Source organism: Microbacterium sp. NPDC089190, from assembly GCF_040701795.1.
Lineage (GTDB): Bacteria > Actinomycetota > Actinomycetes > Actinomycetales > Microbacteriaceae > Microbacterium > Microbacterium galbum.
In genome coordinates, this window is the sequence record NZ_JBFBHF010000001.1 from 759,144 (window position 1) to 779,954 (window position 20,811).

At 70.5% G+C, this 20,811-nt stretch carries 20 protein-coding genes; 10 read left to right on the forward strand and 10 right to left on the reverse strand.

The window, feature by feature from the left end; all coding sequences use genetic code 11:
• The first annotated feature begins 49 nt into the window (after positions 1 to 49).
• From AB0230_RS03720 to AB0230_RS03730, 3 genes are read left to right on the forward strand one after another with little or no spacing between them, the layout of a single operon-like run.
• Entirely contained in the window at positions 50 to 1,045 is a 996-nt protein-coding gene (locus tag AB0230_RS03720) for a GTP-binding protein (RefSeq protein ID WP_366374040.1), read from the forward strand.
• Positions 1,046 to 1,103: 58 nt separating this feature from the next.
• Complete coding sequence (locus AB0230_RS03725) at positions 1,104 to 1,313, forward strand: hypothetical protein (protein ID WP_363578054.1); 210 nt, start codon at positions 1,104 to 1,106, stop codon at positions 1,311 to 1,313.
• Positions 1,310 to 2,140 (forward strand): DUF72 domain-containing protein, encoded by an 831-nt coding sequence (locus AB0230_RS03730; RefSeq protein ID WP_366374519.1) that lies wholly within the window; start codon positions 1,310 to 1,312, stop codon positions 2,138 to 2,140. The genes AB0230_RS03725 and AB0230_RS03730 overlap by 4 nt, the downstream gene beginning before the upstream one ends.
• Positions 2,141 to 2,252: 112 nt before the next feature.
• Here AB0230_RS03730 and AB0230_RS03735 read toward each other — a convergent pair whose 3' ends face one another.
• Positions 2,253 to 3,182 (reverse strand): FAD-dependent oxidoreductase, encoded by a 930-nt coding sequence (locus AB0230_RS03735; RefSeq protein ID WP_366374042.1) that lies wholly within the window; start codon positions 3,180 to 3,182, stop codon positions 2,253 to 2,255.
• 10 nt (positions 3,183 to 3,192) lie between these two features.
• Entirely contained in the window at positions 3,193 to 4,203 is a 1,011-nt protein-coding gene (locus tag AB0230_RS03740; protein WP_366374044.1) for a glycerophosphodiester phosphodiesterase family protein, read from the reverse strand.
• Between the two features lie 143 nt (positions 4,204 to 4,346).
• On the opposite strand from AB0230_RS03740, the gene AB0230_RS03745 reads away from it, so the two are divergent.
• Positions 4,347 to 5,219: a Bax inhibitor-1/YccA family protein gene (locus AB0230_RS03745; protein WP_298871399.1), complete on the forward strand. Its 873-nt coding sequence runs from the start codon at positions 4,347 to 4,349 to the stop codon at positions 5,217 to 5,219.
• A gap of 235 nt (positions 5,220 to 5,454) precedes the next feature.
• Positions 5,455 to 6,684 (forward strand): non-homologous end-joining DNA ligase, encoded by a 1,230-nt coding sequence (gene ligD / locus AB0230_RS03750; protein WP_366374047.1) that lies wholly within the window; start codon positions 5,455 to 5,457, stop codon positions 6,682 to 6,684.
• Here the strand turns inward: ligD and AB0230_RS03755 are convergent.
• On the reverse strand, positions 6,651 to 7,208 hold the full coding sequence (locus AB0230_RS03755) for a TetR-like C-terminal domain-containing protein (RefSeq protein ID WP_366374049.1): 558 nt from the start codon (positions 7,206 to 7,208) through the stop codon (positions 6,651 to 6,653). The two genes, ligD and AB0230_RS03755, sit on opposite strands and share 34 nt — an antisense overlap.
• 72 nt (positions 7,209 to 7,280) lie before the next feature.
• On the opposite strand from AB0230_RS03755, the gene AB0230_RS03760 reads away from it, so the two are divergent.
• Entirely contained in the window at positions 7,281 to 7,994 is a 714-nt protein-coding gene (locus tag AB0230_RS03760) for an MBL fold metallo-hydrolase (RefSeq protein WP_366374051.1), read from the forward strand.
• Between the two features lie 111 nt (positions 7,995 to 8,105).
• Here the strand turns inward: AB0230_RS03760 and AB0230_RS03765 are convergent, their stop codons facing one another.
• From AB0230_RS03765 to guaB, 7 genes are all read right to left on the reverse strand, one after another.
• Positions 8,106 to 9,473 (reverse strand): glycosyltransferase, encoded by a 1,368-nt coding sequence (locus AB0230_RS03765; RefSeq protein ID WP_366374053.1) that lies wholly within the window; start codon positions 9,471 to 9,473, stop codon positions 8,106 to 8,108.
• Between the two features lie 570 nt (positions 9,474 to 10,043).
• Entirely contained in the window at positions 10,044 to 11,624 is a 1,581-nt protein-coding gene (gene guaA / locus AB0230_RS03770) for a glutamine-hydrolyzing GMP synthase (protein WP_366374055.1), read from the reverse strand.
• Positions 11,621 to 12,142 (reverse strand): DUF3817 domain-containing protein, encoded by a 522-nt coding sequence (locus tag AB0230_RS03775; protein WP_363386845.1) that lies wholly within the window; start codon positions 12,140 to 12,142, stop codon positions 11,621 to 11,623. The genes guaA and AB0230_RS03775 overlap by 4 nt, the downstream gene beginning before the upstream one ends.
• A 10-nt stretch (positions 12,143 to 12,152) precedes the next feature.
• Complete coding sequence (locus tag AB0230_RS03780) at positions 12,153 to 13,037, reverse strand: SURF1 family cytochrome oxidase biogenesis protein (RefSeq protein WP_366374057.1); 885 nt, start codon at positions 13,035 to 13,037, stop codon at positions 12,153 to 12,155.
• A gap of 13 nt (positions 13,038 to 13,050) precedes the next feature.
• The gene (locus AB0230_RS03785; protein WP_076673877.1) at positions 13,051 to 14,166 is read right to left on the reverse strand and encodes a GuaB3 family IMP dehydrogenase-related protein; all 1,116 of its coding nucleotides are present in this window, start codon (positions 14,164 to 14,166) and stop codon (positions 13,051 to 13,053) included.
• 15 nt (positions 14,167 to 14,181) lie between these two features.
• Positions 14,182 to 14,868: a TMEM175 family protein gene (locus tag AB0230_RS03790; protein WP_363386851.1), complete on the reverse strand. Its 687-nt coding sequence runs from the start codon at positions 14,866 to 14,868 to the stop codon at positions 14,182 to 14,184.
• 76 nt (positions 14,869 to 14,944) lie between these two features.
• Positions 14,945 to 16,447 carry an IMP dehydrogenase gene (guaB, locus tag AB0230_RS03795; protein WP_363386854.1) on the reverse strand — a complete coding sequence of 501 codons (1,503 nt, stop codon included), beginning with the start codon at positions 16,445 to 16,447 and terminating at the stop codon, positions 14,945 to 14,947.
• Between the two features lie 311 nt (positions 16,448 to 16,758).
• On the opposite strand from guaB, the gene AB0230_RS03800 reads away from it, so the two are divergent.
• From AB0230_RS03800 to AB0230_RS03815, 4 genes are read left to right on the forward strand one after another with little or no spacing between them, the layout of a single operon-like run.
• Positions 16,759 to 18,051, forward strand: coding sequence for a branched-chain amino acid ABC transporter permease (locus tag AB0230_RS03800; RefSeq protein WP_315993524.1), 1,293 nt, complete (start codon positions 16,759 to 16,761; stop codon positions 18,049 to 18,051).
• Between the two features lie 11 nt (positions 18,052 to 18,062).
• Positions 18,063 to 19,043, forward strand: a complete 981-nt coding sequence (locus AB0230_RS03805) for a branched-chain amino acid ABC transporter permease (protein ID WP_315993525.1) — start codon at positions 18,063 to 18,065, stop codon at positions 19,041 to 19,043.
• Complete coding sequence (locus AB0230_RS03810; protein WP_315993526.1) at positions 19,036 to 19,968, forward strand: ABC transporter ATP-binding protein; 933 nt, start codon at positions 19,036 to 19,038, stop codon at positions 19,966 to 19,968. The genes AB0230_RS03805 and AB0230_RS03810 overlap by 8 nt, the downstream gene beginning before the upstream one ends.
• Entirely contained in the window at positions 19,968 to 20,747 is a 780-nt protein-coding gene (locus AB0230_RS03815) for an ABC transporter ATP-binding protein (protein WP_363578040.1), read from the forward strand. The genes AB0230_RS03810 and AB0230_RS03815 overlap by 1 nt, the downstream gene beginning before the upstream one ends.
• The last annotated feature ends 64 nt before the right edge of the window (positions 20,748 to 20,811 follow it).

A 20,811-nucleotide genomic window follows, 5' to 3' on the forward strand; every position in this document is an offset into this window, starting at 1 on the left:
TAACAGGCTAGGGTGTTTACGATCCCGAGACAACCGAGAGGTGGATGCCATGCCCCGCACGATCGCCATCATGGGCGTCTGCGCCCCGGAACGCCGGTCCTACGCCGAGAGGACCGCCGTCGCTCTCGAACGCCCTCTTCACCTTCTGCGATTCGCCGATCTGCGAGCCGCGCACGCTCTCCCGACCCCGCGCCCCCGCGCCTCGGACGACCACGCGGTCGTCGACCTCGGCAGCGACGTCGATCTGATCCACGTGCTCGTGGCTCGCGGAGGAGCAGACGTCGACGCGGTCTGCGTCGTCGACGCCCGCCACATGATCGGCGACCTGCTCGACGACGCCGCCCTGGTGGCATCCGCCCGCCCCGGCGACACCCGTGGCGACGTCGGCGCCCGCGCGCGCCAGGCCGCGCTCGCGCTCGAGCTCGCGACCCGCATCGTGTGGATCAACTGGGAGCAGGTCCCCACACCCGCTCTCGCCGTGCAGATGGCACTCGCCTCGCACCTCAATCCCCGCGCCGTGCTGCGACTGTCCCGTGATCCCGTGAGCGACCTGCGCTCCCCCGCGAGGCACGAGGGCGAGCTGCTCGAGCGCGCGGGATGGGTGCGGGCGCTCAACGGCGAACACGACCCGTTCATGCGCGACAACCGCGTCGCGACGCTCGTCTACGAGCAGGTGCGCCCCTTCCACCCCGAGCGCCTGTCCGCCGCCCTCGACCGATTGGACGACGGCGCGGCCGGTCGTCTCGTGCGCTCAGCGGGCTTCTGCCGCCTCGCCTCGCGGCCCGGCATCCTGGCCCGTTGGGAGCACGTCGGCTCGGCGATGTGGATCGAACCCCTCGGCGCCGACGACGGCCGCATGGGCCTCGGTCAGGAGATCGCCTTCACCGGTCTCGACCTGTCGGCGCCGCGCCTCGCGCACATCCTCGACGAGGCCGCCCTCACCGACGCCGAGCTCGCGGCCGGCCCGGCCGCCTGGGCGGCGTTCGCCGATCCCCTTCCGGCCTGGCCCGCCACGCAGCCCTCGATCCCGGATGCCGGCGACTGACCCGCACGCACGTGTCAAGCCGGTTCGCCCGCACGGGGTCGAGGAGCACGGTGGAGTCATGAGCACTCCTGACATCCCCTCCCGCCACTCCGACGACGCCCACGCCGACTCCGCCGCGCCCACCGACGCCGTCACCGACGAGGTCCGCGAAGACGCCGCCGAGGCGGAGGAGCACGTCGACCTCGACGACCACACCGGCGACGCCGTCGACGGTGACGCCGATCCCGCCGATGCTCCCGGCTTCCCCGCCGCCAAGGGCCACGCCTGACCGGGACCGCGTACGTCGGCGTCTCGGGGTGGCGCTACCCGCGCTGGCGCGGCGACTTCTACCCGCGCGGGCTCGTGCAACGGCGCGAGCTCGCGTACGTGGCTGAGCGCCTCCCGAGCGTCGAGCTGAACGGATCCTTCTACTCGCTCCAGCGGCCGTCGAGCTATCAGCGGTGGCGCAGCGACGTCCCCGACGACTTCGTCTTCGCGGTCAAGGGATCTCGCTACGTGACGCACATGCTGCGGCTGCACGGTGTGGGAACGGCGCTCGCGAATTTCTTCGCGTCGGGAGTGCTGGCCCTCGGACCCGCGCTCGGCCCCGTCCTCTGGCAGCTGCCTGAACGCGTCGAATTCGACCCCGCCGACCTCGACGGCTTCCTCGCCCAGCTTCCCCGCACGACCGGGGAAGCCCTCGCCCTGGCGCGCCGGCACGACGAACGTCTCGAGGGGCGCGCCTGGCTCGAGATCGACGCCGACGTGCCGCTCCGCCATGCGCTCGAGCCCCGCGCCCAGTCCTTCGCCGATCCGCGCGCGGCCGATGTCCTGCGCGCGCACGACGTCGCGCTGGTGCAGGCGGACACCGCGGGGCGGTGGCCCGCTTTCGACGCCGACACCGCGCACCACACCTACATCCGCCTGCACGGCTCACGAGAGCTGTACGCCAGCGGGTACGCGGCCGACGAGCTCGACGCGTGGGCAGCGCGGATCCGTGGGCTCCTCGACGGTTCCCCGGACGGCATCCCCCGCGACGTCTACGTGTATTTCGACAACGACGCGCGGGGCCGGGCGCCGTACGACGCCGTGGAACTCGCGGCCCGCCTGCGCTGACGCGTCCGGGCGAAGAGCACAGTGCGGTGAGGTTCGGGACCGTCCACCGCGCCGGCTTCCCTGGCCCTCACGGCGCCCGGCTCCCGCGCTTCTCGCCGCGACCGGACGCGGCTCACGATGCCGCGAGCGTCCGCCCGAGCGCATCGCCCGAGGTCCACGCGGTGCGCACCGCCGCGCTCTCGCCCCAGGCGTCGCCGCACGCCGACAGGCCCCGCGAGCGGAAGAACGGCTCCCCGGTCGTCTCGGTCGGACGAGCGAACGTCCACCGGTGCGCGTGGGTGGCGACCGGGTCGTCGTCGATCCGCAGCAGACGCTTCGTCGCGGCCACGACGGGCGCGACCGCCGCGTCCGGATCGTCGAGGTGGCGGTGCGCGCGCTCGCCCGTCGTGTGCACCACGAGCACGGGGGCGCCGTCCCCGCGCCGGTCGCCGTCGTCGGCGAGGAACGAGACGTCGGCGTCCTCGGCCGCGAAAGCGCCGTGCAGGTCGGCATCCCACCGCCGCTCGTCCCACCGCAGCACCACGGCGATCACGGGCTCCCACTCCTGCTCCCCGCCCGGGGCCTCCCCCGTCACCCGCGCGGCTTGCGGGGCGGGCATGGCCAGCACCACCTCGCCGGCGTCCTCGCCGTCGACGCGGAAGGGCTCGACGCGTCCGACGACGCGTTCCGCCTCGACGTCCAGCCCCTGGGCCAGATCGAGCGCGAGGGAGCGCAGTCCGAGGGGAGCCGCCCACCGCATCGGTCCGGGCTTCGGGGCGTGCGAGCCGTCGGGCTGGATCACCTGGAACGTGTCGGTCCAGGGGCGCGCGAGCTCGCGTTCCTCCCAGTCGGCCACGACGTGGGCGAACCCCTCCGCCTCGCCGACGACGAAGTACGACGCCCCGAGATCCACCGCGCGCCCGTCGATGGTGCGGCTGGACAGACGCCCGCCCACGCGCCGACCGCGATCGAGCACGCGCACCGACCGCCCGGCATCCTGAACCGCCCGCGCGCAGGCGAGCCCCGAGATGCCGCCGCCGACCACCGTCACATCCACCGTCATGCCGTCATCCTCACGCGGACGCGCCGGAGGACGGGCGGGGTTGCGCCCGGAAGAACTCCACGCCCAGGTCGGGGTGGTCGACGAACACCCCGTCCAGGTCGGCGTCGCGCAGCACGGCCCATTCCCCCCGCCAGTCGCCGAGAGCGGCCCTCCCGCCACCCCGGCGGTACCCCGGCAGGAGGAAGGCGTTCTCGGGGCGGCACGTCCAGGTGAACACGCGCAGGCCGCGGTCGTGCGCCGCGCCGACGAACGCGGCGGGTCCCTTCGCGCGGCCCCACCGGTCGGGGGCGAGGACGAGCCTCTTGTCGGGGCTGATGCCCTCGACCGCATCGGCGAGCGCGTCCAGCCCCGTCCCCGAGAGCATCGAGGCGTAGGTCGTGGCGTCGGAGCCGTCGCGTTCGCGCAGATCCCAGGGAGCCCCGTCCGCCTCGATCAACTGCACGAGCGGAACCCGGATGCCGCGCTCCCGCAGCCGCGCGAGCACGAGGGGCTCGAACGATTCGATGGTCAGCGCGTCCGCGGCATCCGCCCATCCGCTCTCGCGCACCTCGGCCGCGACGAGCTCGGCCATGTCGTACCCGAGACGGGAGAAGGCCGCGGCGTGCTTGATCTCGAGGACGACGCCGACGCCGCCGTCGCGCGCGAGATCGAGGACGTCGCGCAGACGCAGTACGGGATCGACGTCGTCATGCGCGGCGCTCGCGGGCCGGATCGCCGGGATGCGCTCGCGGCAGCGGAGGGTCTGCAGCTCCGCCCACGTGAAGTCCTCCGTGAACCAGCCCGTCAGACGCTCTCCGTCGATCACCTTCGACGTGCGTCGTGCGGCGAACTCCGCCCGGATCGAGACGTCGGTCGTCGCGGAGATCTCGTTCTCGTGGCGCACCACGAGCACGCCGTCCTTCGAGGGGACGACGTCGGGCTCGACGGCATCCACCCCCGCCGCGATCGCCCGCAGATAAGAGGATCGGGAGTGTTCCGGGAGGTATCCGGGGGCGCCGCGATGACCGATGACGACAGGCACCCCGTCACGCTAGCGAGGGCGGGTGAACAGCGGGTCCGCTCAAAGCAGAATCCCAGTCAGCACAAGGATTCCCGCGGCCCTCTCGGCTAGTGTTGTCTGACAGCACGGTGCTGTGATCACCATCTTTTGGAGTGTGAGTTCCCGTGGCCCTCAACAACCCGGCATTCAACAACCCGGCGTTCCAGGACCCTCGAGCCGGTGGCGCCCAGACGCGCTACAGCCCGCCCCCGGCCGTCGACCCCGCCGCCGCCGCGTCGATCGAAGGCGCGTACGCCGCACCGTCGGCGAGCGCCGTCGACACCGGCCGCATGACGGTCGAAGACACCGTCATGAAGACCTTGGCCCTCTTCGGCATCCTGGTCGTCACCGCCGTCGTCGGCTGGATCTGGTCGATGGCCGGCGTCAGCGCGGCCAACCCGAACCCGAGCGCCGCTCCGATGATCGTCGGTGGCCTCGTCGGTTTCGTGCTGGCCATGGTCGCGACTTTCAAGAAGAAGCCCTCCGTCCCCGTCTTCGTCGCCTACGCGGCGTTCGAAGGCCTGTTCGTCGGCGGCATCTCGGCGTTCTTCGAGTTCATCTTCCCCGGCATCGTCCTCCAGGCGACGCTGGGCACCCTGTCGGTCGTCGGTGTGACGCTCGCCCTGTTCGCGAGCGGCAAGATCCGCGCGTCGGCCCGCGCCACGAAGATCTTCATGATCGCGATGGTCGGCTACCTCGTGTTCAGCCTGGTCAACCTCGGCCTGATGCTGTTCAACGTCCCGATCGCCGGTGGAGCCTTCGGCCTGCTGAGCGAGGTCAAGATCCTCGGCATCCCGCTGGGCCTGATCGTGGGCGTGTTCGTGGTCATCATGGCCGCGTACTCGCTGGTGCTCGACTTCGACCAGATCCAGCGCGGCGTCCGCAACGGCGCCGCCCGCGTCTACGGCTGGGTCGGCGCCTTCGGCATCATGGTCACCGTCGTGTGGCTGTACGTCGAGATCCTGCGTCTCATCGCGATCGTTCGCGGCAACAACTGACGTCTCCATCCGTCGCGCGAAGGGCCGTCCCGTTCGGGGCGGCCCTTCGTCGTTCCCGCGCTGACGCCCCTCTCTCCCGTCGAGTGTCCAAGACACGCCGCGACCGGGGACGACACGCGGCGTGTCCTGGACACCCACGCCCGCGCCGCGCAGGCCGCGGCGCGACACCCGCACACCACCCCCGCACTGCCGCAAGGGGTACGGGCGCCGGATGCCGCGGCACTAGCCTCCCGGCATGAGCCCCGCCAAGACTCCTCCCGAGATCCTCGACATCGACGGCCAGGAGGTGCGCGTGACCAGTCCCGACCGTGTCGTCTTCCCGGAGCCCGGGCTCACCAAGCTCGACCTCGTGCGGTACTACCTCTCCGTCGCCGACGGCGCCCTGCGCGGAGCGGGCGGGCGGCCCATGGTGCTCAAGCGCTTCTCGAAGGGTCTCGACCAGGAGCCGTTCTTCCAGAAGCGCGTACCCGAGAACCACCCCGCCTTCATCGACACCGCGACCCTGCGCTACGCCTCCGGCACCTCCGCCGAAGAGACGGTGATCCGGGATGCCGCGGGTCTGGCGTGGGTCGTGAACCTCGGCTGCCTCGACCTCAACCCGCACCCCGTGCGCGCAGAAGACCTCGACCACCCCGACGAACTCCGCGTCGACCTCGACCCGATGCCGGGCGTGGACTGGTCGCAGATCGTCGACGTCGCGTTCATCGCGCGGGACGTGCTGGCCGACCACGGCTTGACCGGCTGGCCGAAGACCTCGGGATCCCGTGGCCTGCACATCCTCGCGCGCATCCGCCCCGAGTGGGAGTACGCCGACGTCCGCCTGGCCGCGGAGACCCTCGCACGTGAGGTCGAGAACCGTGCGCCAGGACTGGCCACGGCCCGGTGGTGGAAGGAGGAGCGCGGCGAGAGCGTCTTCGTGGACTTCAACCAGAACGCCAAGGACCGCACGGTCGCCTCGGCGTACTCCATCCGCGCGCTCCCCGACGCCCGCGTCTCGACCCCGCTCACGTGGGACGAGGTGCGGGGCCGTCGGCCCGAGGAGTTCACCGTCCTCACCGTGCCCGAACGATTCCGCGCGATCGGCGACCCGCACGCGGGGATCGACGACAGCGCCGGATCCCTCGACGCGCTCCTCGCCCTCGCGACGGAGCTCGGCCCGGCCGAGAAGCCCCCGCGCGGCTCCGACGGCTCCGGCCGTCGCGCCTCGACCATGCCGCTCATCGAGGTCGCCCGCACCAAGACCAAGCCCGAGGCGCTCGACGCCCTCGAGGCGTGGAAGACGCGGCATCCGCGGGCGAGCGCCGCCCTTCATCCGGCGGATGTCATGGTCGACGGCATGCGCGGCTCGAGCTCGCTCTGGTACCGCGTCCGCGTGAACCTCCAGCACATCCCGGATGCCGAGCGCCCGGCGCAGGAGGAGCTGATCGCCGACTACGACCCCTGGGCCGGCCGCACCGCGTCCTGATCCGCTGTCAACGAACCCACGATGTGACGCATCCCGTAGGCGAACGCTTCGTCGAGGTCGCCCCCGAGACGGAAGGCGCCGGTCAGCTCCATCGTGATGAATCCGAGCGCCCACGAGGTCAGCAACCGCGCCGCATCGAGGGCACGCTCGGACCCGACGATGGCCGCCGTCGCGCGGAGCACGGGTTCACTGGTCGCCGCGAGCCGCTCCGGATCGATCGATGACGCGAACAGCAGACGGAACGCCTCGGGCCGCTCCTGTCCGAAGCGGCGGAAGACGGTCAGCAGTTCGCCGAGGTCTCCCCCGGCATCCGTCAGTCGACGTGTCAGCTCGTCCGCCGTCGAGATGCCGACCAGTCCGAGGAGCGCCTCCCGGTCGCGGACGCGTTTGTACAGCGACGGAGCCTTGACCCCGACAGCCGCCGCCACGGCCTGCATCGTGACAGCGGCCGGACCGCCGCTCTCGAGCAGGCGGGCGGCCTGCGTGACGATCTCGGCGAGCGACGTGCGTTCTGGTGTCGGCATCGGGCCTCCTCATGGCTACACAGATAAGCTATCATGGCTATTGCTCGTAGCCATCCCGCGAAAGGTCACCCCATGCGACTCGCCCCCTCCCTCCACCGCCTCGGCAACGACATCGTCGCCTCCTACCTCATCTCCACGCCCGACGGGATCACCCTCGTCGACGCCGGCCTGCCCGGCATGTACGCCGACCTGACGCGCGAGGTGGATGCCATCGGCCGCCCGCTCGACGACATCCGCGGCGTGATCCTCACGCACGGCGACAGCGACCACGTCGGCTTCGCCGAGCGCCTCCGCCGCGACCACGGCGTTCCGGTGTTCGTCCACGCCGCCGACGCCGACCGTGCGCGGGGCGGCGACAAGCCGAAGACCCCCGTCGGCCCGATGCGGCTCGGCCCGCTGGTGAGCTTCGCCGCGTTCGGCCTCCGCAAGGGGATGCGGCCGCAGTGGCTGACCGACGTCGAGGTCATCGACGGTGACACCACGCTCGACCTCCCCGGCACGCCCCGGGTCATCTCGATGCCCGGACACTCGCCGGGCAGCATCGCCGTCTTCTCCCCCGAGGTCCGCGCCGTCTTCGTCGGCGATGCTCTGACCACCCGCCACGTGCTCACCGGCCGCACAGGTCCTGGCCCCGCGCCCTTCACCGACGACCCGGCCGAGGCACTGGCCTCGCTGGCGCACATCGCCGACCTGGATGCCGACTGGGTCCTCCCCGGTCACGGACCGGCGTTCCGGGGCTCACCGGCCGCCGCCGTGAGCGCCGTCCGCGAGGCCGCGCGCGCCTGATCGCAGCAGCCGACGGACCGCCGCCATGAAGGCGATCCGCCAGACAGAGCGCGCCTGAGCCCGGACCTCACCGACTATCGACGCGACGACGCGTGACGACCAGCGCCGGGCTCAGCGGCGCCGCGGGCGCGAGAGCGCGTCGCCGCAGGCTGCCGCGAGCGTCCGCATCGCGCGCGCGGGGCTGAGGGCCGACGCCGCCTCCACGGCCTCCGCCGACAGGCTCTCGCGCGCCTCGGCATCCGTCAGCACCCGGACGAGAGCCGAGACGAGCGCATCCTCATCTCCGTCCGGAACCAGGATGCCGCCGCCTCGGGCCAGCATGTCGCGCGGGCCGTAGCGGATGTCGTAGGCCACCACGGGGGTCCCGTGCGCGAGGGCTTCGGCGAGGGCGAGCCCCTGACCCTCGAACGCCGAGGTCGTCAGGTACACCGCCGCGTGATCGAGGACGGCGCCGGGGTCGTTCGTGAGCCCCGGGAGCGACACGGCGCCGGCCAGCCCGAGATCGGCGATCAGGGATTCCAGCTCGTCCCGCTGGGCACCGGCCCCCCAGAGCTCCAAGCGTGCCGTCGGGACCTCGGCGACGACCCGGGCGAACGCGCGGACGGCTGCGGAGAGGCGCTTGCCGGGAGCCAGGCGCCCGAGCACGACGACCAGGTCGGCGTCGCGACCCGCCGCGGGGACGACCGTCCCGGGCGCGCGGACGGCGTGCGGCGCGACGAGGTCGTTCGCCGCGGTTCCGAAGCGTTCGCGCACGTCGTCGCGCTGGTGCGCCGTCGGCCAGAGCACCGCGTCGAAGCGCGGGGCGATCTCGAACCAGCGCGTCCAGAGCGGGTTGAGCGCGGAGTCGGCACGGTAGGGCGGTTCGAGGTGGATCGTGTGGACGGTGTGCACGATCCGGACGTCCTCGTCGCCCCACCCGACGACCAGCTCGCCGAGCTGCCGCGACTCGCAGATGACGACGAGAGGTCGCTCGTTCTGCGCCCGCAGTTGCGTGCCGAGGTGCGTGAGCCACGCGCGGTAGAGCGCCCCGAATCCGTCGATCACCCCGATGGAACCGCCGGTGGCATCCCGGATGACGATCGGCGCCGTCGTCAGGTGCCAGTCGGGGTCGACGACGGTGGGCAGCGCGACCGCCCCTCCGGCGACGTCCCGGTATTCGAGAGAGGGATCCGGCTCACCCGCGTGGGCAGCCTCGCGCACCCACTCCGCGGCTCCGCCGTCAGGGGCGACGGCCTCGTCGAAGAGATTGCGGAAGAGCCCGGATGCCGACACGGCCCCTCGCTCGACGAAGGTCTGCCGGTGCGCGGTGTGGGCGTCGGCGGTTCCCGGGTCGACGGTCAGCAGCAGAGGCGCCGCTCCGGCATCCGCCATCTGCCGCGCCCGCGCGAGGGTCGAAATCGTGTACCCCCCGTCGAGGTCGGGGATGAGCCTGCTCGACAGGATGAGGTACCAGGCGTCGGGGAACTCAGCGTCGCTCACGTCCCCATCCTCCCCCACCCGCAGCTCACCCCGCGGCGTGCCCGAGACTCGGTGATCTCGGCGTGCTCGTCGGGTCGCGGAAGGTGGCCCCGGGGCGCCGCGCGTGCAGCTGCAGACGTCGCGCGGGTGCCGTGCGCGGCCCCGGGGCGACGAAAGGGGCCCCGGGGCCACCTCGTGACACGGTCTGAGGGGGATTCGCCGCCAAGGGGACCTCGACCGGCTGACACAGGGCAACGACGCCGCCCTCCGGTGGAGGGGTGTCGTCATCGAGTCGATCGGGGAAGGGACCCCGCTCTCGACCCCATACCCTCAGCGGACCGACAGAGCGCCGCCGTCGCCGGACGGCGCAGGGGCACCGTCTTCGGGTCGATCGGGGTAGGGGCCCCGCTCTCGACCCGCGCGCCGCAGGCGCGCTCATACCTCGACCGGCTGACACAGAGCAACGACGCCGCCGTCCGGTGGAGGGGTGTCGTCTTCGAGTCGATCGGGGAAGGGGCCCCGCTCTCGACTCGAAGATGACACCCCGGAACCGGACGACGGCGCCGTTGCGGGGCCGGGGTCAGCCGAAGCTCACTCCCACTCGATCGTCCCCGGCGGCTTCGACGTCACGTCGAGCACCACGCGATTCACGTCGCGCACCTCGTTGGTGATGCGGTTCGAGATCTTCGACAGCACGTCGTAGGGCAGGCGCGTCCAGTCGGCCGTCATGGCGTCCTCCGACGACACCGGCCGCAGCACGATGGGGTGGCCGTAGGTACGGCCGTCGCCCTGCACGCCCACCGAGCGCACGTCGGCGAGCAGCACGACGGGGCACTGCCAGATCTCGTCGTCGAGGCCCGCCTTGGTCAGCTCGGCGCGCGCGATGGCGTCGGCCTCACGCAAGATCTCGAGACGGTCAGCGGTGACCTCGCCCACGATGCGGATGCCAAGACCGGGCCCCGGAAAGGGTTGGCGGCCGACGATGGCTTCCGGCAGGCCGAGCTCGCGGCCGATCGCGCGCACCTCGTCCTTGAAGAGGGTGCGCAGCGGCTCGACGAGCTCGAACTGCAGGTCTTCGGGCAGGCCGCCGACGTTGTGATGGCTCTTGATGTTCGCCGTGCCGGCACCTCCGCCGGACTCGACGACGTCGGGGTACAGCGTGCCTTGCACCAGGAATCGCACCTGCTCACCCTCGGCCGCGGCCTCGGCGACGAGGTCGGCCTGCACCTTCTCGAACGCACGGATGAACTCGCGGCCGATGATCTTGCGCTTCTGCTCGGGGTCGCTGACCCCGGCGAGGGCGTTCAAGAATGTCTCGCGCGCGTCGACGGTGATGAGCTTCACGCCCGTGGACGCGACGTAGTCGTTCTCGACCTGCTCGCGCTCGCCCTTCCGGAGGAGTCCGTGGTCGACGAAGACGGCGATCAGCTGGTCGCCGACGGCCTCGTGCACGAGCGCCGTCGACACAGCGGAGTCGACACCACCCGACAGGGCCGAGATCACACGACCGGTGCCGACCTGCTGGCGGATGCGCTCGACCTGCTCGGCGATGACGTTGCCGCTGTTCCAGTCGGCGGGCAGACCCGCAGCCTTGTGGAGGAAGTTCTCGAGCACGTTCTGTCCGTGATCGGTGTGCTTGACCTCGGGATGCCACTGCACGCCGTACATGCGGCGGGTGTCGTTCGCGAAGGCGGCGACGGGCGTGTGCGCGGTGCGGGCGAGGACCTCGAAGCCCTCGGGAGCACGCGAGACCTGGTCGCCGTGGCTCATCCAGACGTTCTGCTCGGCGGGCTGGCCCTGCAGCAGCGTCCCCTCGGTGACCACGGTGGCGTCGGTCGCGCCGTACTCGCGCAGGCCCGTGTTGGCCACCTCGCCGCCGAGCGCCTTCGCCATGACCTGGAAGCCGTAGCAGATGCCGAGCGTGGGCACGTCGAGGTCGAACACGTCGGTGTCGAGGCTCGGGGCCCCGTCTTCGTACACCGACGAAGGACCACCCGACAGGATGATGCCGACCGGGTTCTTGGCCGCGATCTCCTCCGCCGAGGCGGTGTGCGGCACGATCTCGCTGTAGACGCCGGCCTCGCGGACGCGGCGGGCGATGAGCTGCGCGTACTGGGCGCCGAAGTCGACGACGAGGACGGGTCGCTGGGACGTTTCGGTCTGTTCGGTCACCGGGTGCCCTCCGGGGCGGAGACGGGAGCCGAGGCCGGGGCGGCCTCGCGCTCGGCGAGATAGGCGCGCACGCCGCGGGCGGTGCGCACCTCCAGGATGAAGGAGAGGAACGGCACCACGCCACCCAGGGCGAGGAAGACGAACCGACGGAACGGCCACCGCATCAGGCTCCAGACGCGGAAGCACGAGAAGAGGTAAACGACGTAGAACCAGCCGTGGGCGACGAGGATGGCCAGCGAGACGTTGACGCCGTCGCCGGTCGACAGGATCTCGCACCCGCTGCCGCCGGGCACGAAGAGCGAGAACCACTGGCAGTCGGGGCCGGGGACGGCATCCGCGAACCACAGGAAGCCGCCGGATCCGCCCAGGAACAGCTCCACATGAATGGGCGTGTACTTCAGGATCATCTCGGCGACCAGCAGCAGCAGGCCGACACCGGTGATGATCGAGCAGATCTGGTAGAACTTCAGGGCTCCGCGGATCGCCGGGAACGAGGCGAGCTTGGGGGCGCGGGGCATGGATGCCAGTCTAGTCGCGGGGTTCCGCGGGTTCTGCCGCGAGGGGGTCGGGCTGCTCGCCCTCGAACTGTTCGTCCTCGAGGTCTTCGACCTCCTTCTCCCAGGCGTCGCGCGCCAGGCGGTACCAGAGGTAGAGAGCGAAACCCGCGAAGACCGCCCACTCGGCGGCGTAGAAGATGTTCAGCCAGTTGACGCGCGAGCGCTCGTCGGGTGCCGGCGACGCGATGGCGTCGAGGGGGCCGATGGCCGTCTGCGACGCGATGTACTGCCGGTAGACGTTCAGTCCCGCCGTATCGCTCCAGCGCCCGAGCAGCATGGCCGGCGACATCTTCACCAGCGTCTGCGGATCGGCCCCGGCGGGCGGGACCGAGGGGCCCTCGTCGGAGATCAGGCGACCGGTCACCTCGACCTCGGCACCCGGGTCGGCCTGGGCGTCGGCCCGCAACTGCGCGGCGGCGGCGTTCGCCCGGCCGAGATCGCTCGTCCACCCCGTCGCCACGGCGATCGAGGTCGGCTCGGTCGTCCCCGAGACGCGGAGCTGGCCCGTCACCCAGTAGCCCTCGACGTCGTCGTTGAAGCGCGACGCCACGACGATGAAATCGGATGCCACCCACGTGCCGGTCACCTCGACCCTCTGCCCGACGAGCGGCTCGGGCAGGTAGTCGCCCGGCTGCACGACGTCGTCGAGCGGACGCACGACCTCGGTCTGCCCGGGCTCGGGCGGCGACGTGTCGACGGCTCTCCCGAGCTGCCACTGCCCGAGCCACGCGAGCGCTCCCGCCACCACGAGCGAGAACGCCAGGAGGGCGATCCACCGAGGCCGCAGCATGACCTCCCGCAGCGTGGGCGGGAAGATCTGAGGCGGTGCGGGGGCGGTCGCGGGAGTGGACGTCATGCGGTCTCCGGCGTCAGTGACCGTACGGGGCGACGACGACCTCGACGCGCTGGAACTCCTTGAGGTCGGAGTACCCGGTGGTGGCCATCGACTTCTTGAGCGCGCCGATCAGGTTGGCGGTGCCGTCGGCGACGGGCGCGGGGCCGTAGAGGATCTGCTCGAGCGGACCCACGCGGTCGACCGCGACCCGGCGTCCCCGCGGCAGCTTGGCGTGGTGCGCCTCGGGGCCCCAGTGGAAGCCCCGGCCGGGGGCATCGGTGGCCCGCGCGAGCGCGACGCCGAGCATGACCGCATCCGCGCCCATGGCGAGGGCCTTCACGATGTCGCCCGAGGTTCCCACACCGCCGTCGGCGATCACGTGGACGTAGCGTCCGCCCGACTCGTCGAGGTAGTCGCGGCGGGCGCCGGCGACGTCGGCCACGGCGGTCGCCATCGGCGCGTGCAGGCCGAGGGTGGCACGGGTCGTCGACGCGGCTCCCCCGCCGAAGCCGACGAGCACGCCCGCGGCTCCGGTGCGCATGAGGTGCAGGGCCGCGGTGTACGTGGCAGCCCCGCCGACGATGACGGGCACATCGAGGTCGTAGATGAACTTCTTGAGATTGAGCGGCTCGGCGACGCTCGACACGTGCTCGGCCGACACCGTGGTGCCCCGGATGACGAAGAGGTCGACGCCGGCGGCGACGACGGTCTCGTAGAGGTCGTGCGTGCGCTGCGGGGTGAGGGCACCGGCGACGGTGACACCGGCGGCGCGCACCTCGGCGAGGCGGTCGCGCACGAGCTCGGGCTTGATCGGCTCGGAGTACAGCTGCTGCATGCGCCGCGTGGCGTCGGCCTCGGGGAGGGTCGCGATCTCGGCGAGGAGCGGCTCGGGGTCGTCGTAGCGCGTCCAGAGACCCTCGAGGTCGAGCACGCCCAGGCCGCCGAGGCGCCCCAGCTCGATGGCGGTGCGCGGGCTGACCACAGAGTCCATGGGGGCTCCGAGCACCGGGATCTCGAACGGGAACGCGTCGATGGTCCACGCGGTCGAGACGTCTTCGGGATTGCGCGTGCGCCGCGACGGCACGACGGCGATGTCGTCGAAGGTGTAGGCGCGGCGGGCGCGCTTGGCGCGGCCGAGGTCGATCTCCATGGTCACCCGACCAGCCTACCCGCGCCCCCCGACATCCCCGTCGGATCCTCCACCGTCGCGAGAAGCGACCCACGGCGGCGACGACGGCTCATCGGCGCCGCGCAGGAGCCGCGTGAGGGGTCCGTCGAGGGCGAACAGCACGAAACCGATGGACCCGAGCCAGGGACTGAGCGCCATCGCCAGCCCGCTGATGACCACCGCACTGACGCTCGCCCGCCCCAGACGGCGGGCGTCGACGGCCGACAGGTCGGTGACGGCTCCGGATCGCACCGCCCACATCCACTGCAGCCACCCCAGCACGATCGCCAGGAAGAAGTTCACGGGCAGGAGAACACGTCCCAGGAGGAAGTCGCTGTATGTGGTGTCGAGGGATGACGTGAACGGCACCAGCACGATCAGAAGCAGGCGGACGTTGTTGATCCACATGCCCGCATTGTCGATGCGGACGATCCACTCGAACTGGCGCACATGCGTCATCCACATCACGCACAGGATGAGAAAACTGATGACGAACGAGAAGAGCGGATGGCCCAGGTCGCGCAGGCCCGTGACGAGGTCGTCGTCGGTGCGCACCGTCCCGAGCGACTGATCCGTCAGCCCGAGCACCAGCAGGGTCGCCGCGATCGCGAAGACCCCGTCGGTGAACGCCTCGGTGCGGCGCGTCGACACGGACGCCTCCGGGTGACTCCTGCTCCGGATCATGCGCTCAGCGTATCCGCGTCGCCGAGCACGACGAAGGGCCGGGTGGTCGCCCACCCGGCCCTTCGTGGGAAGCGCGTTACTTCTTGTAGTTCGGCGCCTCGACGACGATCTGCACGTCGTGCGGGTGCGATTCCTTCAGCCCCGCCGACGTGATGCGGACGAACTTGCCCTTGGCCTTGAGCTCCTCCACGGTGCGCGCTCCGACGTAGAACATCGACTGACGGAGTCCGCCGATCAGCTGGTAGGCGACGGCGGAGACCGGTCCGCGGTAGGGCACCTGGCCTTCGATGCCCTCGGGGATCAGCTTGTCGTCGCTGGGCACGTCGGCCTGGAAGTAGCGGTCCTTCGAGTACGACGTCTTCTTGCCCCGGGTCTGCAGCGCGCCGAGCGAACCCATGCCGCGGTACTGCTTGAACTGCTTGCCGCCCTGGAAGACGATCTCGCCCGGCGACTCATCGGTGCCGGCGAGCAGCGAACCCAGCATGACGGTGTCGGCGCCGGCGACGAGCGCCTTGGCGATGTCGCCCGAGTACTGCAGACCGCCGTCGGCGATGACGGGCACGCCCGCCGGGATCGCGGCTTTCGCGGCCTCGTAGATGGCCGTCACCTGGGGCACGCCGACGCCGGCGACCACGCGCGTGGTGCAGATCGAGCCCGGTCCGACACCCACCTTCACGGCATCCACTCCCGCGTCGATGAGCGCCTGAGCGCCCTCGCGGGTCGCGACGTTGCCGCCGATGACGTCGATGTGGTCGAACGACGCGTCGGCCTTGAGTCGACGGACGATGTCGATGACGCCGGCGGACTGGCCGTTGGCCGTGTCGACGACGAGCACGTCGACGCCCGCGTCGCGCAGGGCCTCGGCGCGTTGCCACGCGTCGCCGAAGAAGCCGATCGCCGCACCCACTCGCAGGCGCCCGTGGTCGTCCTTGGTGGCGAGGGGGTACTTCTCGCTCTTGTCGAAGTCCTTGATCGTGATGAGACCGGCGAGCTTGCCGTTCTCGTCGACCAGGGGGAGCTTCTCGACGCGGTGCTTCGCGAAGGTCGCGATGACGTCGTTCGCGTGGATGCCGACGTGCCCGGTGATCAGGCCGTCCTGGGTCATGACGTCCTTGACCTTCGTGGTCTGACGTTCGAAGCCCGAGACGAAGCGCATGTCGCGGTTGGTGATGATGCCGACGAGCACGCCGTCGGGGTCGACCACGGGCAGACCCGAGATGCGGTACTGCGCGCACATCGCGTCGACCTCGGCCACCGTGGCATCCGGGTTCGTGGTGATCGGGTTGGAGACCATGCCCGACTCGCTGCGCTTGACCTGGTCGACGATGCCGGCCTGGTCCTCGATCGAGAGGTTGCGGTGCACGATGCCGATACCGCCCTGGCGGGCGATCGCGATCGCCATGCGCGCCTCGGTGACGGTGTCCATCGCGCTGGAGAGCAGAGGGGTGGCCACTGTGATCCGGCGCGTGAGCCGCGACGACGTGTCGGCCTCGCTCGGGATGACGTCGGTGTGCCCCGGCAGGAGCAGGACGTCGTCGTAGGTCAGTCCGATGAAACCGAAGGGGTCGTGCTGCTCCATGGATCCTCCTGCGCGCGCGGCGCCTGCTCGATGAAAGGACGTCGTCGGCCGGTGCGCCCGGGAAAGCGCTCCGCCTGGAATTCTAAAGCGTCGGCGGCCCCGGAATTGTTCCCGTGGGCCTGGCCGCTGCACGCACCGCGGATGACACGGTTCGCTAACGACAGTGTCTGCGAAACACCGTCGACACATTACGCTCGTAGCGTCGACCGTCGAAGCTGACGGGACGACTTCGTCAGCGCTGCCGAACTGGAGACTCCGTGGGTCATTCCTCCCCCACCGCGATACGATCGCGCACCCTATCCCGACTGGCCGTGATCGTCGCGCTCTTCGCGAGCACGATCGCCGTCCTGAGCCTGTTCTTCGCGACACCCGCGAACGCCCAGACCACGCCCGCCCCCACCCCCTCCGCCTCGGCGGGAACGGGCGACGTCGCCACCCAGTACTCCATCGGCGGCATCATCCGCGCGGGAGACGAACCGGTCGAAGGCGTCGAGATCAGCGTCGAAGGCTCCGGTTTCTCGGAGATCGGCACCACGGGCGCCGACGGACGCTGGGCGGTCGCGGTCCCCGGACCCGGCGCCTACACCGCGACGCTGCAGGTCGACACCCTCCCCGACGGCGTCGCCCCGCGCGACCCCGACAACGTCACGCGCGACGTGACCATCGGGACGACCAACACGGTGAACGTCCTCTTCCCCACCGGTGAGGGCACGGCTGCGACGGGCTCCATCTGGGACACGCTCTTCTCGCGCTTCTTCTACGGGCTCAACTTCGGCCTGCTGCTCGCCCTCGCCGCGATCGGCATCTCGCTCATCTTCGGCACCACCGGCGTGAACAACTTCGCCCACGGCGAGATGCTGACCTTCGGCGCGATCATCTTCTACGTCTTCACGGCGATGGGGTGGAACATCCTCCTCGCGATCCTTCTCACGGTCGCCCTCTCGGCGGCGTTGGGATGGACGCAGGATGCCGTGCTGTTCAAACCGTTGCGCAAGCGCGGCGTCGGACTCGTACAGGTGCTCATCGTGACGATCGGCCTCTCGATCGTGCTGCGCTACCTGTACCTCTACTTCTTCGACGGCGGCACGCGCAACATCGACACCGGCATCACCGACAACGTCACGATCGGCCCGGTCACGGTGACCCTGACCTCGATCATCAGCATGGGCATCAGCGTCGTCATGCTGGGACTCGTCGCGTACTTCCTGACCCGCACCCGCATCGGCAAGGCGACGCGCGCCGTCAGCGACAACGCATCGCTCGCCGCGGCGTCCGGCATCAACGTCGACCGTGTCATCCGCATCGTCTGGGTGCTCGCGGGCGCTCTCACGGGTCTGTCCGGCGTGCTGTACGGCCTGTACCGCGGAGTCACGTGGGACATGGGCTTCGCGATCCTGCTGCTGCTGTTCGCGGCGGTCACCCTCGGTGGTCTCGGCAGCGCCTTCGGCGCCCTCGTCGGATCGCTCATCATCGGCATCATCACGGAGTTGTCGACCATCGTCATCCCACCCGACCTGCGGTACGCGGTGGCCCTGATCGTGCTCATCGGCGTGCTGCTGTTCAGGCCGCAAGGTGTGCTCGGTCGTAAAGAGCGGATCGGCTGAGGAAGAACGACATGGACTGGCTTTCGATCTTCAACAACGCCGCGGGCGAGCTCATCAGCCCGACCACCGCGGCCTATGCCCTCGCCGCCATCGGCCTGAGCGTCCACTTCGGCTACGCGGGGCTGCTCAACTTCGGTCAGGCGGGCTTCATGGCCGTCGGCGCCTACGCCTTCGCCATCGCGACCCTGTCGTTCGCAGCCCCGGTGTGGCTCGCGATCCTCGTCGCGATCGTCGCCTCGGTGCTGTTCGCCTTCCTCCTCGGCATCCCGACCCTGCGTCTGCGGGCGGACTATCTGGCGATCGTGACGATCGCGGCGGCGGAGATCGTCCGCTACGTCGTCTCGACCGTGGGTCTGACCAGCGTCACCGGCGGGTCCCAGGGCCTGAACGGGTACAACCGCGAGTTCCAGGCGATCAACCCGCTGCCGGCCGGTACGTACGGCATCGGACCGTGGACCTACTCCGCGAACGACTGGTGGGTGCGCCTGTTCGGCTGGGGCCTCGTCATCATCGCGACGATCCTCGTGTTCCTGCTCATGCGCAGCCCGTGGGGTCGCGTGGTCAAGGGCATCCGGGAAGACGAGGACGCCGTGCGCAGCCTCGGCAAGAACGTGTACTCCTACAAGATGCAGGCGCTGGTGCTCGGCGGCGTCATGGGCGGACTCGCGGGCGTGGTGTTCATCCTCCCCCGCGCCGTGCAGCCCGGTAACTACGGAACGGCCCTGACGTTCTTCATCTGGACCGCGCTCCTGCTCGGTGGAGCCGCCACGCTCCTCGGCCCGATCGTGGGCTCGATGCTCTTCTGGGTGCTGCTCTCGCTGTCGAACGGCATCATCGTGGGACTGCGCGACGTCGGCATCCTGGGCTTCATGTCCAGCACGCAGACGGGCCAGGTGCGCTTCATCCTCGTCGGCATCGGACTGATGCTCCTCGTGATCTTCCGACCACAGGGCATCTTCGGCAACAAGAAGGAGCTGTCGTTCAATGTCTGACACGACCGTCACCCATCCTCTCGTCAAGGGAGAGGTCCGACCCGGCTGCGAGAAGGTCGATCCGATCGTCGTCGCCGACGGCGTCACCCGCCAGTTCGGCGGTCTGAAAGCCGTCGACGTCGAGCACCTCGAGATCCCCCGCGGGCAGATCACGGCCCTCATCGGCCCGAACGGCGCCGGCAAGACCACGCTGTTCAACCTGCTGACCGGCTTCGACAAGCCGAACACGGGTCGCTGGAGCTTCGAGGGCTCGAACCTCGCCAGCGTCCCCGCGTTCAAGGTGTCGCGCCGGGGAATGGTGCGCACCTTCCAGCTGACGAAGTCGCTCGGTCGGCTCACCGTGCTGCAGAACATGCTGCTCGGCGCCCGCGGGCAGAAGGGCGAGAACCTGTTCCGCGCCCTCATCCCGGGCACCTGGCGCTCGCAGGAGGCCGCCAACACCGAGCGCGCCGACGACCTGCTGCGCCGCTTCAAGCTGGATGCCAAACGCGAGGACTTCGCCGCGTCGCTCTCGGGCGGCCAGCGCAAGCTCCTCGAGATGGCGCGCGCTCTGATGAGCGACCCGAAGCTCGTCATGCTCGACGAGCCGATGGCCGGTGTGAATCCTGCGCTCACGCAGAGCCTGCTGGGCCACATCCTCGACCTGAAGAAGGAGGGGATGAGCGTGCTGTTCGTCGAGCACGACATGCACATGGTCCGTCACATCTCCGACTGGGTCGTCGTCATGGCCGAGGGCCGCGTGGTGGCCGAGGGGCCGCCCGAGACGGTCATGAGCGACCAGGCCGTCATCGACGCCTACCTCGGCGCCCACCACGACACCGACCTGGGCGACATGACCACGTCGCAGCTCGAGACCATCCAGGCCGAGGCCGCCGCGGAAGCGGAGGCGGAGCTCACCGCCGACGAGAAGGACGGAAAGCTCTGATGACCGACACCACCGCCACCCGCACCCCGGTCCTGCGCACCGACGATCTCGTCGCCGGCTACCTACCGGGCGTCAACATCCTCAACGGGTGCACCGTCGACGCCTATCAGGGCGACCTCATCGGCATCATCGGCCCCAACGGCGCCGGCAAGTCGACCCTGCTGAAGGCCATCTTCGGCCAGGTGAAGATCCGCGGCGGCGCCGTCCTGCTCAACGGCGAGGACATCACCTCGTTGAAGGCCGACAAGCTCGTCGGCAAGGGCGTCGGCATGGTTCCGCAGAACAACAACGTGTTCCCGAGCCTGTCGATCGAGGAGAACCTGCAGATGGGGCTCTTCCAGCGCCCCAAGGTGTTCGCCGAGCGCTTCGAGTTCGTCACGGGCCTGTTCCCCGAGCTCGGCAAGCGGCGTCGCCAGCGCGCGGGCTCGTTGTCGGGCGGTGAGCGTCAGATGGTGGCCATGGGACGCGCCCTGATGATGGATCCTTCCGTCCTCCTGCTCGACGAGCCCTCCGCGGGTCTCTCGCCCGTGCGACAGGACGAGACCTTCCTTCGCGTGGCGGAGATCAACCGCGCCGGCGTGACGATCATCATGGTCGAGCAGAACGCGCGCCGCTGCCTGCAGATCTGCCACCGCGCCTACGTGCTCGACCAGGGCAAGGACGCGTACACGGGCACGGGTCGCGAGCTGCTCACCGACCCCCGCGTCATCGAGCTGTACCTGGGCACCCTCGCCGCCGACGAGGACGCCAAGCGCGACGGGAAGGGCCCCGAGGCCTGATCCGCCGCCGATACGCCGCGAGTGCGGCGCTCACCCTGGTGGGCGCCGCGCTCGCGGCGTGTTC

Coding starts and splice junctions, on each gene's coding strand:
- AB0230_RS03725 (WP_363578054.1), top strand. CDS start 1,104: ATGAGCACTCCTGACATCCCCTCCCGCCACTCCGACGACGCCCACGCC.
- AB0230_RS03810 (WP_315993526.1), top strand. CDS start 19,036: ATGTCTGACACGACCGTCACCCATCCTCTCGTCAAGGGAGAGGTCCGA.
- AB0230_RS03815 (WP_363578040.1), top strand. CDS start 19,968: ATGACCGACACCACCGCCACCCGCACCCCGGTCCTGCGCACCGACGAT.
- AB0230_RS03720 (WP_366374040.1), top strand. CDS start 50: ATGCCCCGCACGATCGCCATCATGGGCGTCTGCGCCCCGGAACGCCGG.
- AB0230_RS03805 (WP_315993525.1), top strand. CDS start 18,063: ATGGACTGGCTTTCGATCTTCAACAACGCCGCGGGCGAGCTCATCAGC.
- ligD (WP_366374047.1), top strand. CDS start 5,455: ATGAGCCCCGCCAAGACTCCTCCCGAGATCCTCGACATCGACGGCCAG.
- AB0230_RS03760 (WP_366374051.1), top strand. CDS start 7,281: ATGCGACTCGCCCCCTCCCTCCACCGCCTCGGCAACGACATCGTCGCC.
- guaB (WP_363386854.1), bottom strand. CDS start 16,447: ATGGAGCAGCACGACCCCTTCGGTTTCATCGGACTGACCTACGACGAC.
- AB0230_RS03785 (WP_076673877.1), bottom strand. CDS start 14,166: ATGGAGATCGACCTCGGCCGCGCCAAGCGCGCCCGCCGCGCCTACACC.
- AB0230_RS03755 (WP_366374049.1), bottom strand. CDS start 7,208: ATGCCGACACCAGAACGCACGTCGCTCGCCGAGATCGTCACGCAGGCC.
- AB0230_RS03790 (WP_363386851.1), bottom strand. CDS start 14,868: ATGATCCGGAGCAGGAGTCACCCGGAGGCGTCCGTGTCGACGCGCCGC.
- AB0230_RS03780 (WP_366374057.1), bottom strand. CDS start 13,037: ATGACGTCCACTCCCGCGACCGCCCCCGCACCGCCTCAGATCTTCCCG.
- AB0230_RS03735 (WP_366374042.1), bottom strand. CDS start 3,182: ATGACGGTGGATGTGACGGTGGTCGGCGGCGGCATCTCGGGGCTCGCC.
- AB0230_RS03775 (WP_363386845.1), bottom strand. CDS start 12,142: ATGCCCCGCGCCCCCAAGCTCGCCTCGTTCCCGGCGATCCGCGGAGCC.